General features: G+C 56.0%; 18 protein-coding genes and 1 pseudogene. 11 read left to right on the top strand and 8 right to left on the bottom strand.

What is annotated here, in order from left to right:
- Positions 1 to 247 precede the first annotated feature (247 nt).
- Genes BJF95_RS03135 through BJF95_RS03125 form a run of 3 tightly spaced genes read left to right on the top strand, consistent with a single transcriptional unit; the run spans position 248 to position 3,806 of the window.
- Positions 248 to 937, top strand: a complete 690-nt coding sequence (locus BJF95_RS03135; RefSeq protein WP_075638002.1) for a GntR family transcriptional regulator — start codon at positions 248 to 250, stop codon at positions 935 to 937.
- Position 938: 1 nt separating this feature from the next.
- Positions 939 to 2,504 (top strand): gamma-glutamyltransferase family protein, encoded by a 1,566-nt coding sequence (locus BJF95_RS03130; protein WP_245297222.1) that lies wholly within the window; start codon positions 939 to 941, stop codon positions 2,502 to 2,504.
- Between the two features lie 36 nt (positions 2,505 to 2,540).
- The gene (locus BJF95_RS03125) at positions 2,541 to 3,806 is read left to right on the top strand and encodes an amidohydrolase family protein (protein WP_075638001.1); all 1,266 of its coding nucleotides are present in this window, start codon (positions 2,541 to 2,543) and stop codon (positions 3,804 to 3,806) included.
- Between the two features lie 239 nt (positions 3,807 to 4,045).
- Here the strand turns inward: BJF95_RS03125 and BJF95_RS03120 are convergent, their stop codons facing one another.
- The gene (locus BJF95_RS03120; RefSeq protein ID WP_075638000.1) at positions 4,046 to 6,421 is read right to left on the bottom strand and encodes a YbcC family protein; all 2,376 of its coding nucleotides are present in this window, start codon (positions 6,419 to 6,421) and stop codon (positions 4,046 to 4,048) included.
- 4 nt (positions 6,422 to 6,425) lie between these two features.
- The gene (locus BJF95_RS03115) at positions 6,426 to 8,018 is read right to left on the bottom strand and encodes a proton-conducting transporter transmembrane domain-containing protein (protein WP_175577189.1); all 1,593 of its coding nucleotides are present in this window, start codon (positions 8,016 to 8,018) and stop codon (positions 6,426 to 6,428) included.
- A 115-nt stretch (positions 8,019 to 8,133) separates the two neighbouring features.
- Here BJF95_RS03115 and BJF95_RS03110 point away from each other — a divergent pair, with 115 nt between their 5' ends.
- Complete coding sequence (locus BJF95_RS03110; RefSeq protein WP_075637999.1) at positions 8,134 to 9,009, top strand: LysR family transcriptional regulator; 876 nt, start codon at positions 8,134 to 8,136, stop codon at positions 9,007 to 9,009.
- Between the two features lie 345 nt (positions 9,010 to 9,354).
- Here BJF95_RS03110 and BJF95_RS03105 read toward each other — a convergent pair whose 3' ends face one another.
- From BJF95_RS03105 to BJF95_RS03085, 5 genes are all read right to left on the bottom strand, one after another.
- On the bottom strand, positions 9,355 to 10,080 hold the full coding sequence (locus BJF95_RS03105) for a ribonuclease activity regulator RraA (RefSeq protein WP_075637998.1): 726 nt from the start codon (positions 10,078 to 10,080) through the stop codon (positions 9,355 to 9,357).
- Positions 10,081 to 10,109: 29 nt separating this feature from the next.
- A complete protein-coding gene (gene araD, locus BJF95_RS03100; RefSeq protein WP_075637997.1) occupies positions 10,110 to 11,846 on the bottom strand; it encodes an L-arabinonate dehydratase in 1,737 nt (578 codons plus the stop codon).
- Positions 11,847 to 11,882: 36 nt separating this feature from the next.
- On the bottom strand, positions 11,883 to 12,743 hold the full coding sequence (locus BJF95_RS03095) for an ABC transporter permease (protein ID WP_075637996.1): 861 nt from the start codon (positions 12,741 to 12,743) through the stop codon (positions 11,883 to 11,885).
- Positions 12,744 to 12,747: 4 nt separating this feature from the next.
- Entirely contained in the window at positions 12,748 to 13,566 is an 819-nt protein-coding gene (locus BJF95_RS03090) for an ABC transporter ATP-binding protein (RefSeq protein ID WP_075637995.1), read from the bottom strand.
- 65 nt (positions 13,567 to 13,631) lie between these two features.
- On the bottom strand, positions 13,632 to 14,639 hold the full coding sequence (locus BJF95_RS03085; protein WP_075638123.1) for an ABC transporter substrate-binding protein: 1,008 nt from the start codon (positions 14,637 to 14,639) through the stop codon (positions 13,632 to 13,634).
- Between the two features lie 238 nt (positions 14,640 to 14,877).
- Here BJF95_RS03085 and BJF95_RS03080 point away from each other — a divergent pair, with 238 nt between their 5' ends.
- Both BJF95_RS03080 and BJF95_RS23610 read left to right on the top strand, forming a co-directional pair.
- The gene (locus BJF95_RS03080; protein WP_075637994.1) at positions 14,878 to 15,570 is read left to right on the top strand and encodes a GntR family transcriptional regulator; all 693 of its coding nucleotides are present in this window, start codon (positions 14,878 to 14,880) and stop codon (positions 15,568 to 15,570) included.
- Position 15,571: 1 nt separating this feature from the next.
- Positions 15,572 to 15,753: pseudogene (locus BJF95_RS23610) on the top strand (IS21 family transposase); the annotation flags it as partial.
- Positions 15,754 to 15,833: 80 nt separating this feature from the next.
- On the opposite strand, the gene BJF95_RS03075 reads toward BJF95_RS23610, so the two are convergent.
- Positions 15,834 to 16,715, bottom strand: a complete 882-nt coding sequence (locus BJF95_RS03075) for an alpha/beta hydrolase family protein (RefSeq protein ID WP_175577188.1) — start codon at positions 16,713 to 16,715, stop codon at positions 15,834 to 15,836.
- Between the two features lie 206 nt (positions 16,716 to 16,921).
- Between BJF95_RS03075 and BJF95_RS03070 the strand changes: the two genes are divergently transcribed.
- The 5 genes from BJF95_RS03070 to BJF95_RS03050 all read left to right on the top strand — a co-directional run bounded on the left by BJF95_RS03070 (position 16,922) and on the right by BJF95_RS03050 (position 22,111).
- The gene (locus BJF95_RS03070) at positions 16,922 to 17,833 is read left to right on the top strand and encodes a LysR family transcriptional regulator (protein WP_075637992.1); all 912 of its coding nucleotides are present in this window, start codon (positions 16,922 to 16,924) and stop codon (positions 17,831 to 17,833) included.
- Between the two features lie 133 nt (positions 17,834 to 17,966).
- Positions 17,967 to 18,419 carry a (2Fe-2S)-binding protein gene (locus BJF95_RS03065; RefSeq protein WP_075637991.1) on the top strand — a complete coding sequence of 151 codons (453 nt, stop codon included), beginning with the start codon at positions 17,967 to 17,969 and terminating at the stop codon, positions 18,417 to 18,419.
- Positions 18,420 to 18,433: 14 nt separating this feature from the next.
- Positions 18,434 to 20,584: a xanthine dehydrogenase family protein molybdopterin-binding subunit gene (locus BJF95_RS03060; protein WP_075637990.1), complete on the top strand. Its 2,151-nt coding sequence runs from the start codon at positions 18,434 to 18,436 to the stop codon at positions 20,582 to 20,584.
- A 3-nt stretch (positions 20,585 to 20,587) separates the two neighbouring features.
- Positions 20,588 to 20,965, top strand: coding sequence for a c-type cytochrome (locus BJF95_RS03055; RefSeq protein ID WP_075637989.1), 378 nt, complete (start codon positions 20,588 to 20,590; stop codon positions 20,963 to 20,965).
- 108 nt (positions 20,966 to 21,073) lie between these two features.
- Positions 21,074 to 22,111 carry an XdhC family protein gene (locus BJF95_RS03050; RefSeq protein WP_075637988.1) on the top strand — a complete coding sequence of 346 codons (1,038 nt, stop codon included), beginning with the start codon at positions 21,074 to 21,076 and terminating at the stop codon, positions 22,109 to 22,111.
- Positions 22,112 to 22,119: the final 8 nt, after the last annotated feature.

Here is a 22,119-nt window from a genome sequence, read left to right as displayed (position 1 = left end):
ATCGCACTTTTAATTCCCCTCGGATTGCATGCAATGTAGACAAAACCTTGCCTTGTTTTGCATAACATGCGGTTTTAACCGTGAGCTCACAGGAGGCATTTTGCCTTTTCTCCATCAGCTTATATAAACGCTAATCCATAGCGCGTGCAAAATCAATAAAAAATTGCATGCAATTTATGAGGCTAGATACCGTGCATTTTTTATGCAATATGAGGATAAAATGCATGCAGGAGGGAAGACCACAGCAATGTCGACAAATCTGAGCAGGAGTGATGCGATCTATGCATCCCTTCGCCGAGCGATCCTGGAACAGGCGTTGAAGCCGGGTACAAAGCTGCCAGAGGATTCGATTGGCGACACATTTAGCGTCAGCCGCACCAGCGCGCGCAACGCCTTGCTGCGTCTTGCCGCAGATGGCCTTGTCGAAATCAAGCCCAATCGTGGTGCAGCGGTTGCCATGCCCACATTGGAAGAGGCCGAGGAAGTTTTCGCGTTACGTCGTTGCCTCGAACGCGAAGTGATCGAGAGACTGTGCAAACGCATGCCCCGGGATGGCATTGATGCCCTGATCAGCCATGTGCGGGAGGAAGAACGCGCCCTTCAAGCCTCGTCGCCCCGCTCCATCCGGCTTGCGGGCGAATTTCATATTCTGCTTGCCGAGTTGACCGGCTCAAAATTGCTCATTGATTTTATCAGCCAGGTTGTGTCGCGCTCATCGCTTATTCTGGCCCGCTTTGGCCGCCCGCATTCCGCCGAATGCGGTATTGATGAACATATTCAATTGATTGAAGCGCTGAAACAGCAGAATATCAAAGCCGCAGGCCATATCATGGATCATCATCTGCATGCCGTTGAGGATCGGGCCAGAGCGGATGACAAAGACATCGGCCCTGACATTACTGAAATCCTCAACCGCTACATGAGCGCATCGGACTGACATGCACCAGACAGACACATCGCCTGCGCGATCTCAGCATGGCATGGTAACCACCCCGCATCCATTGGCAAGCGAGGCGGGAGCCAAAGTGTTGCGCCGCGGTGGCACAGCCATCGAAGCCGTCATTGCGGCCGGAGCGGCTCTCACGGTTGTTTACCCCCACTTTTGCGGGCTGGGTGGCGATGCCATCTGGATCATTGCCGATGGAGAGGGACGGCGCAAGGCGATCATGGGGATTGGTCAGGCAGCAACCCAGTTGCCGCAGTTTGACACCATCCCGACCCGTGGCCCGCTATCAGCGCTGACAACGGCAGCCGTTGTTGACAGTTGGGGCAAGGCTCTGGACTTTTCCCGGAACCATTGGGGCGGCACGGAAAACCTAGGATCACTGCTCAACGATGCAATTCTCTTGGCGACCGACGGTTTCCCGGCCAGCCGATCACAACAGCATTGGCATGGCTTTCGGCGTAGCGAGATCGAAAACTGGCCCGGCGTTGCTCATCACTTCGTGCCACAAGGGCAGCAACGCCAGCCAGAATTGGCGCGGGTTCTGGAAGCAATCGCTCTTCATGGCCACCGCACGTTTTACGAGGGTGAAACCGGGCAACGCATCGCAAACGGCTTGGAAAAAGCCGGTAGTCCGCTGCGCATGCAAGATCTGGAAAAAACGGTGGCAAGCCTGGTGGAGCCGATCTCCCTTTCCTATCGCGGCATCGAGCTTCTGGCACCACCACCCCCTTCGCAAGGTGTGACAACCCTTACCATTATGGGCATTTTATCCAATTTTCCGATGCAGGATATAAACCCAGGCTCGGTCGATTTCTACCATCTGTGTGTGGAGGCGGTGAAACAGGCTTTTCTCGATCGCGGGCAGATTGCTGACCCTGATGTCGTAGAACAAGATTGCACCCAATGGCTCGAAGCCCATGTTCTTTCGGCAAAAGCCTCCACCATCAACCCGGCGCGTGCCATGCCCTGGCCTCATCATTTTCAAACCGGGGACACGGTCTACCTCGCTGCTGTTGATACACAGGGACAATCCGCCAGCGTCTTGCAAAGCACCTATTATGATTGGGGTAGCGGTGTGTTGTTGCCCGATACAGGTCTGCTTTGGCAGAACCGCGGCGCGGCCTTCAGCACCGATCCTCTCAGTCCCAATGTGCTGGCACCCGGCAAGCGCCCTTTTTACACGCTCAACCCGGGCATAGGCCTGAAAAATGGCAGCCCCCATCTGCTCTATGGAACCCAAGGGGCTGATGGCCAGCCACAAACGCTGACAGTCATTCTCAGTCGCTTGATAGACCACGGGCTTGATCCCCTCGCCGCTCTTTCAGCCCCACGGTTTTTGCTTGGTAAAACCTTTTCTGATAGCCGCGACACGCTGAAAATCGAGAATGCTGTCGGTGGCGATGTCGTCACCGCTCTGGCCGCCCGTGGGCATGATGTGATGCCGATTGATGCTTTGAGCGCTCTTTCAGGTCAGGCCGGGGTTATTTGCCGCAGTGAAAATGGCTGGCTGCAAGGTGCTCATGATCCGCGCAGCGATGGCTACGCAATCGGGATCTAAAGCAATGCGGACATTGAAAAAACGAGGAGAGAGGCGATGAAGGTTGATCTTCTGCTTCGCAATACCCGGATTGCGCAGTGTTCAGATTGCATCGACATTGCCATCACGGATGGCGTGATCGTCAAAATGGAGCCGCACATTCATTGCGTTGCTGTGGAGACGGAGGATCTCGAAGGAGCCTTTGTCTTTGCCGGATTTGTCGATAGCCATATTCATCTCGATAAAGCCTGCATCATGGAGCGCTGCTCGATTTGTGCCGGCACACTGGAAGAAGCTGTGCGCGAAACAACAAAGGCAAAGGCAGGCTTTACACAAGAAGATGTGTTCCAGCGCGCATCAAAGCTCGTGGAAAAAGCCATCATGCATGGCACCAATCGGATGCGAACCTTCGTGGAGATCGATCCGCGTGTTGGCATGCAATCTTTTGAGGCCATCAAGCGGGTGCGCGACCACTATGCAGACGCGATTGACATTCAGATTTGCGCATTTGCACAAGAAGGCCTGACGCAGGAGCCTGAGACGGAAGCGATGCTGGATGAGGCTCTTTTTTCAGGGGCGGATCTGATTGGAGGCTGTCCCTATACCGATACCAATCCACGGGAACACATTCAGAAAATCTTCGCTCTGGCCCGCAAACACGATGTGGATGTCGATTTTCATCTCGACTTCAGTCTTGATCCGCAAAAGACCGATCTGCCAGCCGTGATCGAAGCCACTCACGCACACAAGTATGCAGGTCGCGTCACTATCGGCCACGTCACCAATCTGTCTGCACTTGATCCAGCCGCTCTTTTTGAGGTCGGACGGAAAATTGCAGAGGCAGGAATTGCGCTGACTGTGTTGCCAGCCACGGATCTCTTTCTGATGGGAAGGGACTATGGTGCCCATGTTCCACGAGGCATTGCGCCTGCACATCGTCTTGCTGCCCTTGGCGTCAAAACGGCAATAGCAACCAACAATGTGCTCAACCCGTTCACGCCCTTTGGCGATGCATCTCTTGCACGAATGTCCAATCTCTACGCCAATGTCATGCAAATCTCCCGCGATTCAGACATTGAAATCGTCTTCGATATGGTTGGAATGCATCCGGCTGAAATCCTTGGCATGCAACGCAAACTGGCTGTTGGAGAAAAAGCAGACATTATCGCACTGGATGCGACGGACCCATGCGAGGTTGTGAGATCATCCGCAAGCGCCATTGCGGGGTGGAAAAATGGTCGAAAAACCTTCACACGCCCCAAGCCGCAGCTTTTGAGCGTTCAAAAGTCGCCATTGTTTCAAAACGATAGGAATGGCGGCTGATTATCAGCGCGCTAGAGTTTGTCAGGGAAAACCGGCTCCCACTTGTCGGACCAAAGCTGTCGAGGATCTCTTCCGCCGTTTGGCTGTCCTTTTCGACTCCACGTTTGCTGTGTCGCTTCACCTGCCTTCAAACGGCGGCTTTGCCGATAAATGGCACCTCGATGAGAGCGGGTCAGCATCGAGGGCCAAAAATAATCGCTCCGGCGTGCGGTTGATGCTGAAGGGAAATCTTCCGCCAATCATTCAGAGGGGGCGCACTGGAGCCACCCATGGCCCGGCTGATAGCGCCAGGCAATGCACCCAAACGGATCGAGTGTGAAGAGCGACAGCCAGCCATTGTCAAACAGCGCCCGCACATGCGCATGCCGTTGCAGAATATCCGAGATAGCCTCTTTTGGTGCTTCGACCGCAACCGTTAACCGTAAGGGTTCATGCACAAAGGCCTCGCCATCATGCACGGATTGCCATGGCAAGCCCGTCCGCAGAGTGCCGCCATTGCCTTCCACGACGCCGATACCGCCCACGACATTGTGCAACAGCTTGTTGCCCGCTCCAAACAAGTCAGGTGCCACAGCAGAGCCAAAATATTGCAGGCTGATCCAGCTGGCCACAACCACGGGGGCGGTCAGGATCAGTTCGAGCACTTTGAAGCCTTCATCCTGCTGCCATGCATAGTCGTGCAGAAAAGCCTGCCCTTCGAGATTGCGTCCCCGGGTCCGCGACCGAGGCGCGGCAATGAAGGCCCGGCAGCCCGCAAGGCCAAATTCAGGCCGAACTTCCGCCCAATCCCGGCTCCGCTCAAAGATGGAGCTTGCGGTGGCGCGGGGCAAACGCTGCGCCCGCTCGGTCCGGGCAAGCCGCCCGGCCTGCTCCAGCCAATTGCGAATGGGTGCAAGATCGTCCTTCGATGAGAGATCGCCATCAAACAGCGTCACCGCATCGGTTGTTGTGTCATGTAGAGCCGCAATGAACGTCGTATCCGCCGGAATGACGATACCTTTTTCGGCAAGCGCTGTCCGCACCGCAGCCTCATTCAGCAGGCCCGCTAGCAGCCGCGCATTCACATCACCGGCGTAGCCGCCGCAGGCACCACAATGCAGCGCGCTGGCGTAAGGGTTGTTCACGACATTTGCCCCATGGCCGCAGAGAAGCACAACACGCGCAAAGTTATCGGTCAGCGACATGGCCCGCAGCACGGTTTCGGCCATCGTGATCCGCCGCTCAAGATCAATCTCCGCACCAAACCGTGGGGCGGGGGCATCGGGCTTGTGGCCTTTTGCAAGTCCCAGTCCATCTTTCAGCAGCTTTGCAGCATAGACAGGCCCCATGGCCTCCACAAAAGCAAAGGAGGAAACCGCCGCCAGCTTGAACCGGCCCCAGGCCCGCACCGCGCGAGCGGCAAACCGTGTCTGCTGATCGCTTTTATCCTCGCTCTCGACAGCGCTACAGGTGAAGACCGAGGGCTTCAGCAGCACTGGCAAACGGTTTTCGCTGACATCTGAGGCAAGGCCCTTGTGGCTGGTGCCCAGCCCGAAGAAACCGGCAAAGCCCGCCGTCTGGATGCCGGGATCAATGCTTTCCAAGGCCCGCCGAAACACTTCCGAGCGCACATCAATGCAAAAGGCCGCATGTAGCAGGGGGCGCTGATCTGTGAGCTGCACAGGCGAGGATGTGCTGAGTTTTTCGGCCAGCGCCCGTTGGGCAGCCCGCTCCGCTGCGGATTGCAGCACCGCATCGATCTGAACCTGCTCATCAACGATCATCGGAGCAAGATGAGCGTTGCGAACGCTCCGCCATTGCCCGGCCATCGCGGCCTGATACCGCTCATAGAGCGCTTCTTCAAACACCAGCCGGATAGCCAACAGCTCCAGCGCGGTTTGATCCGATCCACCATCCAGCTCGGCTTTCCATTGCAGATGCCGGGCATAGTGTGCCCAACCGCCCAGCGTCAGCAGCAATTGGTGGAAATAAGTGCCCGGCTCCGCGCCAAAGCCCAACCGCTTTGCTGCCCGCTCAATCAATCCTTGCGCCGTTTCCGGCGTGCTGGCCACCGAGAGGCCAAACCCTTCCAGTCCCAGAATTTCCGGTGTCAGGTCATGAATGGCAAAGGCCCGCCAAGCGGCATAGAGACCATTATGCCGGGATGCAGCCCAAAGCGCCTGCCCCTGATCGAAGAAGCCTGCGGCAAACGTGCCGATCCGTTCCGCCACCAATCCCGGCCAATCCTTGCCGGAGGCATGGGCTGCCAGATCGGCAATGGTGGGCAGGACCAGCGGGGCCGGCGGCTCTTGCTGTGCTGCTGCCTTCAAGTCGGCAAGATCAAGCTGTCCGGCAAGCGTGCTGTTGTTGAGCGCTGCGACCAGATCGACATCAATGATCTCGCCCTTGGTGATCCGATCAGCATAATGTTTCCGCGGCAGGGCGAGGCGCACGCCGCCGATCCGCGCCAGAAGCGCCGCCGTCTCTTCAAAACTGGCCTGAGCCTGCCCGAAGAAGGGATTGACAGCCACAGTGGCCGTCAGCGGCCAGGCGGGAGGAATGGCCCGCACCGCCTGATCAGCCGCTTGCGCCAAGGCATCACCGTGCAGGGTATCGATTTTTATCATCTTATTCATCGGTTCAATCCTTGACTGGAGTTGCGGCTTGGGTGGTCGCGGCTTTGTTATGCTGCCAGCCGCCCAGCAGCCGATCAAAGAGGGCGTTGACGTAAAGGCCGTTGGTGAGATGAACCCGGAGGCCCGCCGCTGCCGGATGATAGGCCCAGAGCGGGAAGAGTGCTTGTGCTACGGCCACCGTGCCGAAGCTGATCACCCCTAAAATCATCAGTGTCCATTCCAGCGGGCCGGGGCGCGGCGTGGCTGGTAGGGTGCCATGCATCAGCATGTCCGCGCCGTGCTGCAAGGCAAAGTAAGCCGTGGCCGCAAAGAGCGAGGCAAGCAGGGTGCGCCGGGTCAGCGCCCAAGGGGCGGCATCGGCAAGGCCCTGAGCAATCAGATAGGCCACACCGAAGATCAGAATGGCCCCCAGCGCAATGGCCTGCGGTGGTTTTTCCGAAAAGCCGAAGAGCAGGCCGATCATGCCGTAGATGGTCAGCGCCAGCAGAAAGGCCCGCGTCACCGCTTTACCATCGGGAATGGCCACCGGCCCGGGCCTGCGAATGGCGGCCACCGTTTCAATGGCCGTGCCCGACGAGAGAAACGCATGGGCCTTGTAAAGCGAGTGGGCAACGATGTGCAAAAGCGCGATGGGAAACAGCGCCAGCCCGCATTGCAAGATCATAAAGCCCATTTGCGCGACCGTTGACCAGGCCAGCGAGGTTTTGACCGCTGGCTGCGTGAGCATCACAAGGCTGCCAAACAGGGCCGTAAAGCCGCCGATCATCACCAGAACCGCCAGCACCACCGGGGCCTGCAACATCACATCGGCAAACCGAATGAGCAGAAAGCCGCCAGCATTGACCACGCCTGCATGCAGCAGAGCCGAAACCGGGGTGGGCGTTTCCATCACTTCGGTCAGCCAGCCATGGGTGGGAAACTGCGCCGATTTCAGGATGGCCGCGAGTGCCAAAAGGGCGCTAGCAAGCACGCTCCACGAGCCGCCCGCACCCTCCCGGGCAGCGGTCAGGATTGCAGAAATCTCACCTGTGCCGAAGGTGAACCCCAACACCAGAGCGGCAGCAATCAAGCTCGCATCGCCAATCCGTGAGACAATAAACTTCTTGCGCGCCGCCCGCTGTGCTGCCGCCCGTTGCGGATAAAACAGCAGCAGTTGATGCAACAGCAGGCTGGAAGCGATCCAGCCGATCACAAACTGCAACAGCGTGCCGGACTGGACGAGAAAGAGAACGGCGGCGAGCGTCGCGGTCATCCAGCCGGTGAACGGCCCTTGCCGGGCCTCGCCATCCAGAAAGGTTCCGGCATACCGCAGCACCACCCAGCCAATAAAGGAAACCAGACTGAGCATGACGAGGCTGACCGGGTCAAGCCGCGATCCGAAGGTGAAGAGGCCGATGCCAAACATCGGCCCCGTCGCCGATCCATCTCGGATCAAGACGATCGTGGAGACAAGAGCGATGACCATGGCACCGATGGCTGCCAGTTCAGCCACCTTGATGGCCAGGCGTGGCCTCTTTGCAGGCGCAAAACAGGAAAAAAGCGATGCCGCAACCAGAAAGAGCGGCGCGAGAAGAGGCAAGGCGTGGGTCACAGACATTCTCCGATCTTGCCCGCCGACACCAGAGCAGCGGGCTTGTGAGGCACCTGTTAGCAGCCGCAGCATTCCAATAAAAATTCATTGTTTTTGAGATTTCGTTCTATAAAATAGAACTATGGTTGATTTGAACTATCATCATCTGCGCTATTTCCGTGCCGTCGCCCACGACGGCAACCTCACGCGCACGGCGGAGCGGCTCAACCTGTCGCAATCTGCCTTGTCCATTCAAATCAAGCAGTTGGAGGAAAGGCTCGGCCATGCGCTGTTTGAGCGGCGCGGTCGTCAGCTTTACCTGACAGAGGCCGGGCGCATCGCACTGGATCACGCCGACACAATTTTCTCAACCGGTGAAGAACTGGTGGAAACGCTGAAGCAATCAGGCCGTAGCCGCCGCAGCATTCGCATCGGTGCGCTGGCAACACTGTCGCGCAACTTTCAGATGGAGTTTTTGCGGCCCATTCTGGGTATGAGCAACGTGGACATGATTCTGCGATCCGGCAGCACAGGCGAATTGCTGGCCGCCTTGGAAACCCTGAACCTCGATATTGTGTTGCTCAATCAGGCACCGATGACCGATTCACTCACCCCTTTTATCGCCCAGCATGTCTATCAGCAGCGTGTCAGCCTGATCGGCAAACCCTCTTATGGCGCGCGCGGGGCCATGCTTGCTGACCTTTTGGCTGTGCATCCGGTTATTCTGCCCACTTTGGAAAGCGGGGTGCGCGCCCAGTTTGATGCGCTGGTGGAAAGGCTCGGGTTGACACCCCAGATCGCCGCCGAGGTGGATGACATGGCCATGATGCGTCTTCTTGCCCGCGAAGGTGTGGGCCTTGCCGTTCTTCCGCCCATCGTCGTCAAGGGCGAATTGGAGGCAGGCACTCTGGTGGAATTCGATACGCTGCCGGGCATGATCGAATCCTTCTTTGCAGTGACAATCAAGCGCCGCTTTCCCAACTCGCTGATACGACCGCTTCTTGAGGCGAACGGCTGAAGCGGTTTTTTGACCCGGAAAACCTTCAGCCGGAATTGCGACGTTGCGACGTGAGATTTTGAACGCGCGCGATGGCAACAACAGTGGTATCGGCCCTGCAACATGAACAGGACGTCGATCAAAATGGCGTCAATGATGTTTCAAAAGCATCATCATTCACCGTAGATGACAAAGCTCTTCGACAGAAATCAGAGACCGCGATCGAAGCTGAAAGATTATATCTATCTGTTTTTTGTAAGATGCACGACAGTCTGTCTGGTTCAGTCTGAACCAGACAGACGTTAAACTTTTTTGTTTTCGTTTGTCTTTTTGGGAAAACCGGATTGCACTTTTCCCTGACAAACTCTAGCGCCCCTTTTCCTGCCGCCATTGTGCAAATTCCTGCCGAGGCGTGTCACTTGTTGCCGGGTAAAGGCCAATGATGGTGGCACCGTTGAGAACCTTCTCGGTGACGAAATCCTCATAGGCGGTCATTTCAACGGTCTCGTCGGCAATTTCATCGGCAATATGCGCCGGGATGACGATAACCCCTTCATTGTCGCCCACGATGACATCGCCCGGCCACACAGCCACATCGCCGCAGCCGATGGGAACATTGATGTCGAGGGCCTGATGCAGGGTGAGATTGGTGGGAGCAGATGGGCGGCTGTGATACGCGCGAAAATCCAGCTCGGCAATTTCCGGGCTGTCCCGAAAGCCGCCATCCGTGACAACGCCTGCTGCACCCCGCACCATCAGGCGCGAGATCAGAATGGAGCCAGCGGAAGCCGCACGCGCATCCTTGCGGCTGTCCATCACCAGCACGCAGCCGGGTGGGCATTGCTCAACAGCAGCGCGTTGCGGATGCTGCGGATTTTGAAAAACTGTGAGCGGATTGAGATCCTCACGCGCAGGGATGTAGCGCAACGTAAACGCCTGCCCCACCATGTTCTGCTTTTTGGCAGACAATGGGCGTACATCCTGAATGAATTGATTGCGCAAACCGCGCTTATACAATGCAGTCGCAATGGTGGGGGTGGCGACGCCCATCAATTTCTTGCGGGTGGCTTCGCTCAGGACATAGTCAGTCATGGTTATTCCTCTTATCAAGCGATGTCGGGTCAATAGATGTCGGGTTCCGCCACAGCGGGGCCAAAACCGGTTTCCAGAAAATCAAAATCGGCACCGGTATCGGCCTGGCCGACATGGCGGGCAAACATCCAGCCGTAACCACGGCCAATCTTGTCTTCCGGCCTGATCCAAGCTTTTCTGCGGCGCTCAAGTTCAGCGTCATCCACCAGCATATCGATGGTGCGGGCCTCAAGATCGAGCTTGATGATGTCGCCGTTTTGCAACAGCGCCAGCGGCCCGCCCACATGGGATTCGGGCGAGACGTGCAGAATGCAGGCCCCATAGCTGGTGCCGCTCATGCGCGCATCCGACAGCCGCAACATATCGCGGTGGCCCTGTTTCAGCAGCGCTTTGGGAATGGGCAACATGCCCCATTCCGGCATGCCGGGACCACCTTGCGGCCCCGCACCGCGCAGCACCATGACGTGATCAGGGGTGATGTCGAGGTTCTCGTCATCCACGGCGGCTTTCATCTCGGGATAGGTGTCAAATACCAGCGCCGGTCCTTGATGCTTGTGAAAACGTGCATCGCAGGCGGCGGGCTTGATCACGGCACCATTCGGAGCAAGATTGCCCTTCAACACCGCAAGCGAGCCTTCATGATAAACCGGGTTGTCGAGCGAGCGGATGACATCATCATTGAAGCATTTTGCGCCCTCAAGGGTTTCGCCAACGGTCAGGCCGGACACGGTCAGCGCTGATGTGTCGAGAATATTTCCAAGCTTGGCCATCAGGGCACGGAGACCACCGGCATAGTAAAAATCCTCCATCAGATAGGTTTTGCCGGTTGGGCGAATGTTGGCCAGCACCGGCGTGGTGCGGCCCGCCGCATCCAGATCATCCAGCGTCAGCGGGATGCCAGCACGCCGCGCCATGGCCAGAAGATGCACCACAGCATTGGTGGAACAGCCGGTGGCCATGGCCACAGCGACCGCATTGTTAACGGCGGCTTGGGTGACGATCTTGCTAGGCACCAGATCTTCCCAGACCATCTCGACAATGCGGCGGCCAACGGCAGACGACATGCGGATGTGATTGGAATCTGCCGCCGGAATGGAGCTGGCACCGGGCAGTGTCAAACCCAGCGATTCAGCAATGGCTGTCATGGTGCTGGCGGTGCCCATGGTCATGCAATGGCCATAGGAGCGGGCAATGCCTTGCTCCACACCAACCCAGTCTGCCTCGCTCAACAGACCGGCGCGGCGCTCATCCCAATATTTCCATGCATCTGAGCCGGAACCCAATTGCTGGCCCTGATAATTGCCGCGCAACATTGGCCCTGCGGGCAGATAGATCATCGGCAAGCCCATGCTGATGGCCCCCATCACCAGACCGGGAGTGGTCTTGTCGCAACCGCCCATCAGCACCGCGCCATCCACCGGGTGGGAGCGCAACAGCTCTTCCGCTTCCATCGCCAGCATGTTGCGATAGAGCATGGTGGTCGGTTTCACATAGCTCTCTGAGAGCGACAGGGCCGGAAGCTCCAGTGGGAAACCACCGGCCTGCAAAATGCCGCGCTTCACATCTTCTACCCGATGTTTGAAATGCGCGTGGCAAGGATTGGCATCTGACCAGGTGTTGAGAATGGCAATGATTGGCTTGCCCATAAACTCTTGCAGGTCATAGCCCATTTGCATGGTGCGGGAGCGATGGCCGGAGCTTCGCAAATCGTCAGGCGCAAACCATCTGGCGCTTCGAAGGGTATCAGCAGTTTTTCTCTGGGGCATGATTGTGTCTCTGTGAAACGGAGGACGGAGAAGGCGCTATTCCTTCATGCCCCACTTCTGAATGGTGTGACGTTCAATGGTCTGGAACACCAGATTTTCGACGATCAAACCAATGATGATGACGGTGAGCAGACCGGCAAACACGGCTGGAATATCCAGCAGATTACGGTTTTCGAAAATGAACCAGCCAAGACCGCCCTGCCCTGACGACACGCCGAACACCAGTTCGGCGGCAATCAGCGTGCGCCAGGCAAAAGCCCAGCCGATTTTCAAGCCTGTGAGGATAGACGGAAAGGCGGCGGGCACCAGAATGCGCAGCACATAGGACATGCCAGTCAGGCCATAATTGGCACCGACCATGCGCAAGGTGCGCGACACACCCAGAAAACCGGAATGGGTGTTGAGCGCAACTGCCCACAAAACCGAATGAATCAGCACAAACACCAGACTGGACGAACCAAGGCCAAACCAGATTAAGGCCAGCGGCAGCAGCGAAATGGCGGGCAGCGGGTTGAACATCGCCGTCATGGTTTCGAGAAAATCCGTGCCGATGCGGGTATTGATGGCCAGAACAGTCAGACATGCCGCCAGCACCGAGCCTGCCGCATAACCCATGAACAGAACCTTCAATGTGGTCCATATCCTGTTTGGCAAAACGCCATCCAGCACACGGTCAACGAGCGTGGTCAGCGTATCGCTCAGGGTTGGAAACAGCAAAGGATTGTCGAGATAGGAGGCATAGACCTGCCAGATAATGGCCAGAACCAGAATGATGGCGGCCTTGCGCACAGCACCTATGCTCCAGAGCAGCTCCAGCGGTGTCAATTTTTGCTCGACGGTACTGAATTGCTGCGTGTTTTCCACATTGGCAGCCATGACGATATGGGATGATACCATGCCTTTACTCCCTATGGCCGGGTTCGTTGGAAAACAGCAGATTGTGGATTTCCTGTTCCAGCTCTGCGCTGGCGGCAGCGTCGTGGCGGATTTTGTCGACATCCACCACTTCGGCCTTCACCCGGCCCGGATGAGGCGACAGCAACAGAATGCGGTTGGAAATCTTGATGGCCTCGGCAATCGAGTGGGTGACGAAAATCACCGTGAATTTGGTATCTTCCCACAATTGCAGCAATTCATCCTGCATCTGGCGGCGGGTCAGCGCATCAAGGGCGGCAAACGGCTCATCCATCAGCAAAACATCGGGCTGCATCGCCATGCCGCGGGCAATGGCGACGCGCTGCTTCATGCCACCCGACAAGGTATGGGGATAGTTATCAATCGCGCGGGTCAGCTTGACCTTTTCAATATACTCCCTCGCAAGTGCTTCCGCCTGCTGTCTGGGCAGCTTGCGCGCCATCAACAGAGGAAACATCACGTTTTCCAAAACTGTTTTCCATGGCATCAACTGGTCAAATTCCTGAAACACCATCATTCGGTCCGGGCCGGGGCGTTTCACCTGCCGACCGTTGATGTGAATGGTGCCGCTGGAAGGTGTCATATAGCCACCAATGGCCTTGAGAAGGGTGGATTTGCCACAGCCAGATGGTCCGAGCAGCACGAAACGATCCGATTCACCCACCGAAAAACTGACCTTTTCGGTGGCGGTGATGAGAAGATTGGATGTCTTGTAGCGCAGCGTCACATTATCAACCGTCAGCAGCGGTGCTTTTTGTGGCACGGGCTTGGGACATTCCGCAGTCGCCTGCATTGCCTGCAACATTGAGTTCACTCCATGAGGGACACGCGAGGCGGTTGAACACCACCACCTCGGTAGGGGTTTCGCTCTCAGTTGCCGTTGAGATAGGCCGAATCGGGCAGGTAATAGTCTGTCCAAGCCTTGGGCATGGTCTTGAGCGTGCCAATTTTGTAGAGGTGCTCGGCAAATTTCATCGTGCCCTGTGGGTCCGTTCGCCACTCGTCCATATGCGGTTCTTTCAACATCGCCATCAGATCATCAAGGCTGGTCTTGTCGCCAGAAACAGTCTTGTAGGCTTCAAGGGCGGCTTTGGGATCTTTCTTGATGAAAGCCACAGCCTGCTCGGTGGCCGTGCGCAAGGCCTTGACCAGTTTGGGGTTGGCATCGGCAAAGCCTGTGGTGGTAAAAAACGTCGCCTGAGTCAGCGCACCGCCAACGATGTCGCGGGAATCGATCACCTTGTGCACACCGGGCATTTTCAGCTCAAGATACTGAAAAGGCGGAGCCGAAAAATGAGTTTTGACTTCGTGGTTGGCGTTGGCAAGGGCCGCCACGGCATCAGGATGGCCCATTTGCACCGTGTTGGGGTCAAATTTTTTCGTCTGCCCTTCACCAAACATCTTGGCCGCTTCCATTTGCAGCAAAATGGCCTGTGTGGAAACACCAACGGTTGGAACGGCGATTTTATCGGTCGGGCCGATGTCTTTCAAAGATTTGATCTTGGGATCATTGGACACCATGATCACCGGCTGGGCTGAGCTGGTAATGATGCCTTTGACCTTGCCGCGGGTGCGGTCCCAAAGCAGCAGCAGATTGCCGGTGCCCGTATTCACCACATCGACATTGCCCGCCAGCAGCGCGTCGGTTTGTGCGCCGCCACCATTGAAGGTGCGCCATTCCACTTTGACATCCTTCAGGCCTTCAGCAGCGGCATCTTTTTCAATCAGCTTCTGCGTTTCCATCACATGGCTTGCGAGATACAAAATGCCCGGCTGGCGGGTGATGGACAGTGTGGTTTTTTCCTCGGCATGGCCTGTTGATGCCAGACTCAAGGCAAGGGCAATTGCTGCGGTCAACCCGCCGATAATGCGTCTCATATTTTCCTCCCGTTTGCGGCGCATGTCACCGCTCACCTCTCCCAAAGCGATAATGCATTGAAGCACTAAAACATCAGTGCATCAAGCGCAATTCTGCGCTCCCGTGTTAATTAATTTCTGCCAAGATGGGCTTGAAGATAAAATTATGCAGCAGATATAGTGTGTTATAAGATATGTATCCGCGCTTTCTGGCTGCAAGCCGCTACAGTGCATGACAATCAGGAGACCGGGACCAGCGATGAATGGAACAATCAAGGAAAGTCAGCTTGATCGGTCGCGGCAGATTGCCCTGCAAATCCAGGAGATTCTGAAAGAGCGAATCTTGAATGTCGAGCTGGTGCCGGGCACCATTCTGTCGCGCAATGCGCTTCAACTGGAGTTCGGCGTGAGCCAGACGCCGGTGCGCGATGCCTTGATGCGTTTGCAGGAAGAGGGCATTGTCGACGTCTATCCGCAATATGCAACGGTGGTTGCCAAGATCAACATAAGGCACGCCCGGCAGGCCCAGTTTCTGCGTCTGTCGCTGGAGCTTGAAGCGGTAAAGCGGCTGGCCAACGAGACACCAAAGGAAACTGCGACCGAGTTATCCGCCATTCTGGAGCGACAAAAAGCCGTTGCATCGCCCGAAACATTTGATGTGTTTGATACCATTGACCGCGAGTTTCATCGCAAGCTCTATGAACGCACCGACATTGTGGAGCTGTGGGCCACTGTGCGACGTCAAAGCGTGCATCTGGACAGATTGCGCAGGCTCAATCTGCCCATGCCGGGCAAAATGCAAACCGTGCTGGATGATCATCAGGCCATTGTGCAGGCCATACAATCCGGCAATGGCGATCTGGCCGCAGCAGCCTTGCGACAACATCTTTCCGGCACGTTATCGATCATTGATCAGATCAGCGAAAAATTCCCCAGCTACGTGCGGCAGTAAGCTGGAACAGCAGTGCCAAGACCTTTGGCGAGAGACACCGCACGGCACCTTGTCAGGCACGATCGCAGATGTTCGGGCTGATGAGCGGGCAGCATTGATGGGCTCCCTACCATGTTTGACGGCTTCGTCGAGCAGAGCAAACGCGTCTCGCCAACATGCCTGATCATCTTCGAGCGTATTCGCAGACAATCTTGGCCAATGACCTCACAGAGGCTTTCTTTGCGCTAAAAAGCCAAGAAACTGACCGCTGGGAGAATACAGCTTTAATTCGATTGACGGGAGCTCCAACGGTTGATTGGTAGAAGCGAATTTTTAGCAAGGAAACTATCAATCTGAGGATTTACAATCGGGGCAGCGCTATACTTAAAGAGTGTGTGGCCGTTTTTCTCGAACGGAGGAAGTGCGATAAACTGTGCGAGACCGCCAGCATTCCGATAGGATTCCACCATCTGCCGGGCAATTTCGGGCGGGAAAAAAGGATCGTTAGCAGCGTAGATCCAAAGCGTAGGCACGCGGGTGTCGCTTCCATACTTGGAAACCGTGTGAATGAGATCTTGACGAAACAGCTGGCAATCTTTTACGGCGTCGCCCGAATGATTATAATGATAAAGACCTCCGGAAATATTGATAACAGCTTTGAGAGGATGATCCGGCTGCGCGGCTAAAGCCAACATTGACGCCCCGCCGATCGAGAAGCCCAACCCCAGGGTGTTGTTCGGATCCACATCATCCCGTTTTCGCAGATCTGCAAGTGCGCCAGAGAGTTCCTCAACGCGTTCCTTGAAGAACGATGCAACACGAGGATTGGAGCAATTTCCTCCATCGTCGCGAAACATCCCAGTTGAAGACCCATAACCGGGCCAGAGTATGGACGCCGCGACATAGCCCTTCTGTGCAAAATCTTGCGCGATGCGATCCAACCATTCAGCCTTCGCAGTCCTTGGAGAGAGTGTCGAACCATTGACAATCAGTATGAGGGGATGCTTGCCCCTTTCCGAGGGGCTGACGATCTCGGTCTCAAGCGTTGTATCGATCCCGTCAAGCTTCACGGGTAAGCCAACCTTCTCTGTTGTCACTCGCTCAGCCGCTTGACTGTAGCTCGACACCAAAAAAAGCCAAATGACAATCGAATAAAATGTTCTCATCGTGGGCGTCCCGACAACCATATGCGCAGGCATACCTGTCGCAGAATTTGGCAAAATTGCGACGACGTGTCTTTTACGCCTGAGCGGATAAAACTTTATCAATCTATTTATCAACGACGAGCCAAGCATCTCCCCTCCGTTGTCATCGGATAGAAATTCTGGTTTGTCCTAGCAATCAAAATCCACACGATGAAGCTCGAATTTCGATGACACGCTCCGATCCCTTTGATGGCCTCTCAGAATTTCTTAGTATCGCCAAGCACGGCAGCATCCGAAAGGCGGCTCTTGAGTTGGGTGTGACCCCTGGAGCAATCAGTCAGGCATTGCAGAAACTTGAGCGAAAGATGGGTACTCCTCTTTTTCACCGAACAACGAGGCGTATATCGCTGACAGAGACAGGGGATGCCTTCCTGAACAAGGTCGGCCCGGCTGCGCAACTGATTGAATCCTCAATTGAAGAGACGACCCAGACGGCAAGCCAGCCTTCAGGGACACTGCGGCTCGTCGTGGAGCGTCTCGCGCTTCGTCATGTGATCGATCCGATCCTGCCGACATTCAGGCAGCAATGGCCTCTTATCAATCTTGACATCACAGTCAGCAATCAGCACAGCGACTTCATTTCACAGGGCTACGATGCCGGCATACTCCTTGGTTCCTACATACCGCAGGAGATGATTGCCATACGGCTGTCACCACCATTCAAATGGGCGGTGTTCGGCTCCCCTGCATACTTCGCCAGACACGGACGTCCCCAGACTCCGGCGGATCTCAACAACCACACTTGCATCAAATTCAAGCGCCCCGAAAAAGGTGACATTTATCGGTGGGAGTTTTTGGATGATGGTCAGACCGTGCGTATCGACCCCACAGGACCGATTACAGTCAACGACGCTGAGGCAATGCGCAGAATGGCGTCGCAAGGACTAGGACTAATCTACTCTTCCACATTCCACTCCTCTCTGGAAATAGCCAGCGGTGAACTTGAGCCCGTGTTGCTGGATTACTCTCCCGGCGGCGATGGCCTGTTTCTGTATTTCACGAAGGCGGCTCAAGGCCAACCCAAGCTCAGGGCCTTCATCGACACATGCTCAGGTCTTCGTCGCCTACAGTCGCCCTAAGTCTCTCACGCCATGTCGCTTCGCATATTGTTTAGCTGCGCTATATTCACTGTGTAGTAAAATCAGATTTATTTAGCTTTCCAAAGAAAGCATCTTCCTACCGGAACGCGTCGTGCACGAGGAGGAAGGAAAGATGCCCAGCTCAATAAAGGTCAACGGACAAACGCACCTTGTTGACGCCGATGAAGACACGCCCCTTTTGTGGGTTCTGCGAGACATCCTCGGCATGACAGGAACCAAGTTTGGATGTGGGCAGGCGCTCTGTGGCGCTTGCACCGTTCATATCGATGGCGTAGCGACGCGTTCCTGCGTCACCACTATCGAGACCATCGGCGAAAGCGAAGTAACCACCATCGAGGCGCTTCACACAATGGAGCATGGCAAGCGTCTTCAGGACGCCTGGGTCGAGCTTGAGGTTCCACAATGCGGCTACTGCCAATCCGGCCAGTTGATGTCGGCTGCTGCATTGCTTGCGGAAACACCGAAGCCCACAAATGCAGACATCGACGGTGCAATGTCCGGAAATATCTGTCGTTGCGGTACCTATCAGCGCATTCGCGCTGCTATCCAGCGCGCCAGTGCTTGACGGGGAGAAACGAGATGGCAACCAGTAATTTTAACAGACGCGAGTTTCTCAAGATCAGTGCCGCATTCACCGGCGGCCTCGTTGTTAATCTTCCTCTTGGGAAGGATGCGATCGCGGCAGGATCGGGTGACTTCGTACCAAATGCTTTCATCAGGATTGATCGAAAAGGATTGGTCACGCTCGTCATGCCGCAGGTCGAAATGGGGCAAGGAATTTACACAGCCCAGGCGATGCTACTCGCCGAGGAACTGGAAGTCGCACTGGAAGACGTAAAGCTCGAAGCGGCACCTCTTAACGAGGCTCTGTATGCCCACCCCATGTTGCGCCGTCAGATGACTGGGGGGTCAACGTCGATCAGGGCGTTCTGGAAACCCCTTCGCATTGCTGGCGCAACCGCTCGCATCATGCTCATCGAAGCTGCCGCCAAGCAATGGGGCGTTGATCCGAAGACCTGCCGAGCGGAAGATGGGTTCGTGTTCAACGAGACAAATAGCAAGAAACTGGCCTACGGTGAGCTTGTCGATGCCGCCGCCACGCTCACACCGCCCGCACCCGAAGGCATAACGCTCAAATCACCCGAAAAATTCAGACTGCTCGGCACCCCTGCCAAGCGACTGGATACGCCAGGCAAAGTCAACGGCTCCCTCAAATACGGTATCGATGCCGCACCCGCTGGCGTCAAGATCGCCGCCATCGCAGTGTCTCCTGTATTGGGTGGAAAGCCCAGGTCAGTCGATGAAAAAGCCGTGCTTGCCGTCAAAGGTGTCCATAAGATTATCCTGACCGACAGCGCGGTGGCTGTGGTGGCAGATCACACCGGAGCCGCCAAGAAGGGGTTGGAAGCAGCAGCTATCGTCTGGGATAACGGAGAAAATGCAAGCGTTTCCAGTGCCGATATCATCACCCATCTCGATGAGCAATCCCGCCAGCCCGGAGCCGTTGCCAGAAGCGAAGGAGACGTAGATAAGGGGCTTGCCGGAGCTTCCCAGAGGCTCGAAGCCGTTTATCAGCTCCCCTTCCTGGCCCACAGCACTATGGAGCCTATGAACTGTACGGTTCATGTGCGCAAAGATGGATGTGAACTATGGGTCGGTACGCAAAATCTTTCCGCAGCAAAAGTTGGCGTCGTCACGGCAACGGGGCTTCCACCAGAGAAGGTCGTCATCAACAACCACATTGTGGGCGGTGGTTTCGGTCGGCGTCTGGAAGTCGATGGCATCATTCATGCCGTCAAAGTCGCCATGCAGGTCGATGGCCCCGTCAAGGTCATTTGGAGCCGCGAAGAAGATATCCAGCACGGTTACTACAGACCGTATTATTACGACAGGATGTCGGCAGGCCTTGATGCAGATGGCAATCCCATCGCATGGACCCATAGAGTTGCCGGATCTTCGATCTATGCTCGTATCGCTCCTGCCGCGATGGCGAATGGCGTCGACCCTGATGGGGTTGAGGGTGCGGTACATCCACCATACAAATTCCCGGCAATGCATGTCGAGTTCAAGCAGGTTGAGCCGCAAGGCGTATTGACCAGCTGGTGGCGCGGTGTTGGACCGACGCACAACATTTTCATGGTGGAAAGCTTTATCGATGAACTTGCGGCGGCTGCAAAGGCCGATCCCGTTGCCTATCGGAAGCGTTTGCTAACCGAAAATCCGCGTGCCCTCAAGGTTTTGGAGGTTGCTGCCGAAAAAGCCGACTGGGGCAAGCCAGTTGGTCCAAGGCAGGGTCGCGGCGTTGCCGTTCAGTTTGCTTTCGGAAGCTATTTCGCCATGATCGCCGATGTGACGGTCGGGACCGACGGCGCGGTGCGGGTCACACGGATAGTCGGAGCTGTCGATTGCGGCCTGACCGTTAATCCCAACACCATCGCGGCCCAGATCGAAGGCGGTGCGATTTACGGCCTGACAGCCGCCCTTTACGGTGCCATCACGTTCAAAGATGGACGCGTTGAGCAGAGCAATTTCGACAACTACCAAGCCCTGCGGATTGAAGAAGCTCCGCATGTCGAAACGCACATCATTCCGAGCGCCGAGCCGCCTGGTGGAATTGGCGAAGTGTCGACATCAGCGGTTTTTCCAGCCGTCACGAACGCAATATTTGCAGCAACCGGCTATCGTGTCCGCACACTGCCGGTGAATGCCCGTGATCTTCAGAAAGTCTGAGACATGAAGAAGCATATGAACGCCCTTTACTCGATCATGGTCCCATTTGTCCTTGCCTCAACCTCCGCTCTGGCAGACGGCGACGCCGTCAAAGGCAAGCAGTTGTTCAATCGATGCTCTGCATGCCACTCGATAGACGGGCAGAACAAATCAGGCCCTGCTCTGAATGGGGTCGTCGGCAGAAAAGCCGGCAGCCTGCCCGGCTTCAAATACTCGCCTGCGATGGTCGGTTCGAACGTGACTTGGACCAATGAAACGCTTGACCACTATCTCGCAGGCCCCGGCAAGATGATCCAGGGCAGTCGTATGTCGGTCAGCGTGACGAAAGATCAGGATCGAGCCGACCTTATCAGCTACTTGAAAACGCTATCTTCCCAATAGGCAAACGGCGCTGGTCAACATGAATGCGTATGGGGATTTTCCAATTGCGGCGTGAATGCGTTTTACTTGCGAGTGTCATGATTGAGCAAGCGTTTGCGAGACAGTGGCATGGCTGACTTCTTGGCATCCCAGCACTCTTTCCCGAGCTGGCCCGAATTCGGCTTGTACGAGGATGTGATGAAATTCGTGCTGGAGGCGTGCGAAAAGAACCAACCTGTTGCTCTCGCAACGCTGATCGACGCAACAGGTGGATCACCGCGCCCGCCAGGCACCCAGATGGCCATCAGCCGAGATCGCATGTCGGGTTTCCTGTCGGGAGGCTGCATCGAGGCCGATGTTGCATTGCATGCGAGGCGAACACTGGTCGACGGGCTTCGGCGAGTTTTGGTCTATGGAGAGCAAAGCAAGTTTCGGGATATCCGGCTTCAGTGTGGAGCTTCCATCACCATTGCTATCGAAAAACTTTCTCCGTCAGACCCTGCCATCATAACCTATGCACGATTAAGAGAGGCACGCCAGCAGGTTATCTGGATCAGCGACGGCGAACGGCGATACGCTGGCTCTGATGTTTCAGACTTTGAAGAGCAACAGCAGGACGCTGCCGCAATTGCTCTTTCATCGACACAGAGCGTAGGGCGATACGGCGGCAAAGGCTACTGGATCCGCCACCGCCCACTCGTCAGGTTAATACTGATCGGGGCTGATCCGACTACGCTTGCGATCGCGCGTCTTGCAAAGGAAGCCGAATTTGAAGTGATCCTGGTGCGCAAATCGGGCCCAAGCGAGCCACCGCCCATAGGGGTGGACAGGTATTCTCGACGATCGCTGGAACACGTGCTTTCAGGAATTGAGCTTGATAATCGGACCGCCGTCGTATTCGCGGACCATAACTTCGAAGCCAACAAGCACTCTGTCGTCAGGCTGCTTAATTCAAAGGCAGGCTATGTCGGGATGCTCGGTGCAACTCGCAATCGCGACGTTAAGGAGGATTTCCTCAGAGCGCGCGGTTTTTCCGATAACGACATCGCAAGATTTAGATCGCCCGTCGGTATCCGGATTAGCAGGTCGACACCGATAGCGATCGCGATTTCAACCGTTGCCGAAATAATCAGTGTCATGGAGCAGAAGACAGGCAATACCATATGATCCCTACG

The organism is Rhizobium oryziradicis, from assembly GCF_001939045.1.
GTDB classification, from domain to species: Bacteria; Pseudomonadota; Alphaproteobacteria; order Rhizobiales; family Rhizobiaceae; genus Allorhizobium; species Allorhizobium oryziradicis.
Note: the sequence above shows the minus strand (reverse complement) of the source record. Positions and strands in the feature narration are given on the sequence as shown.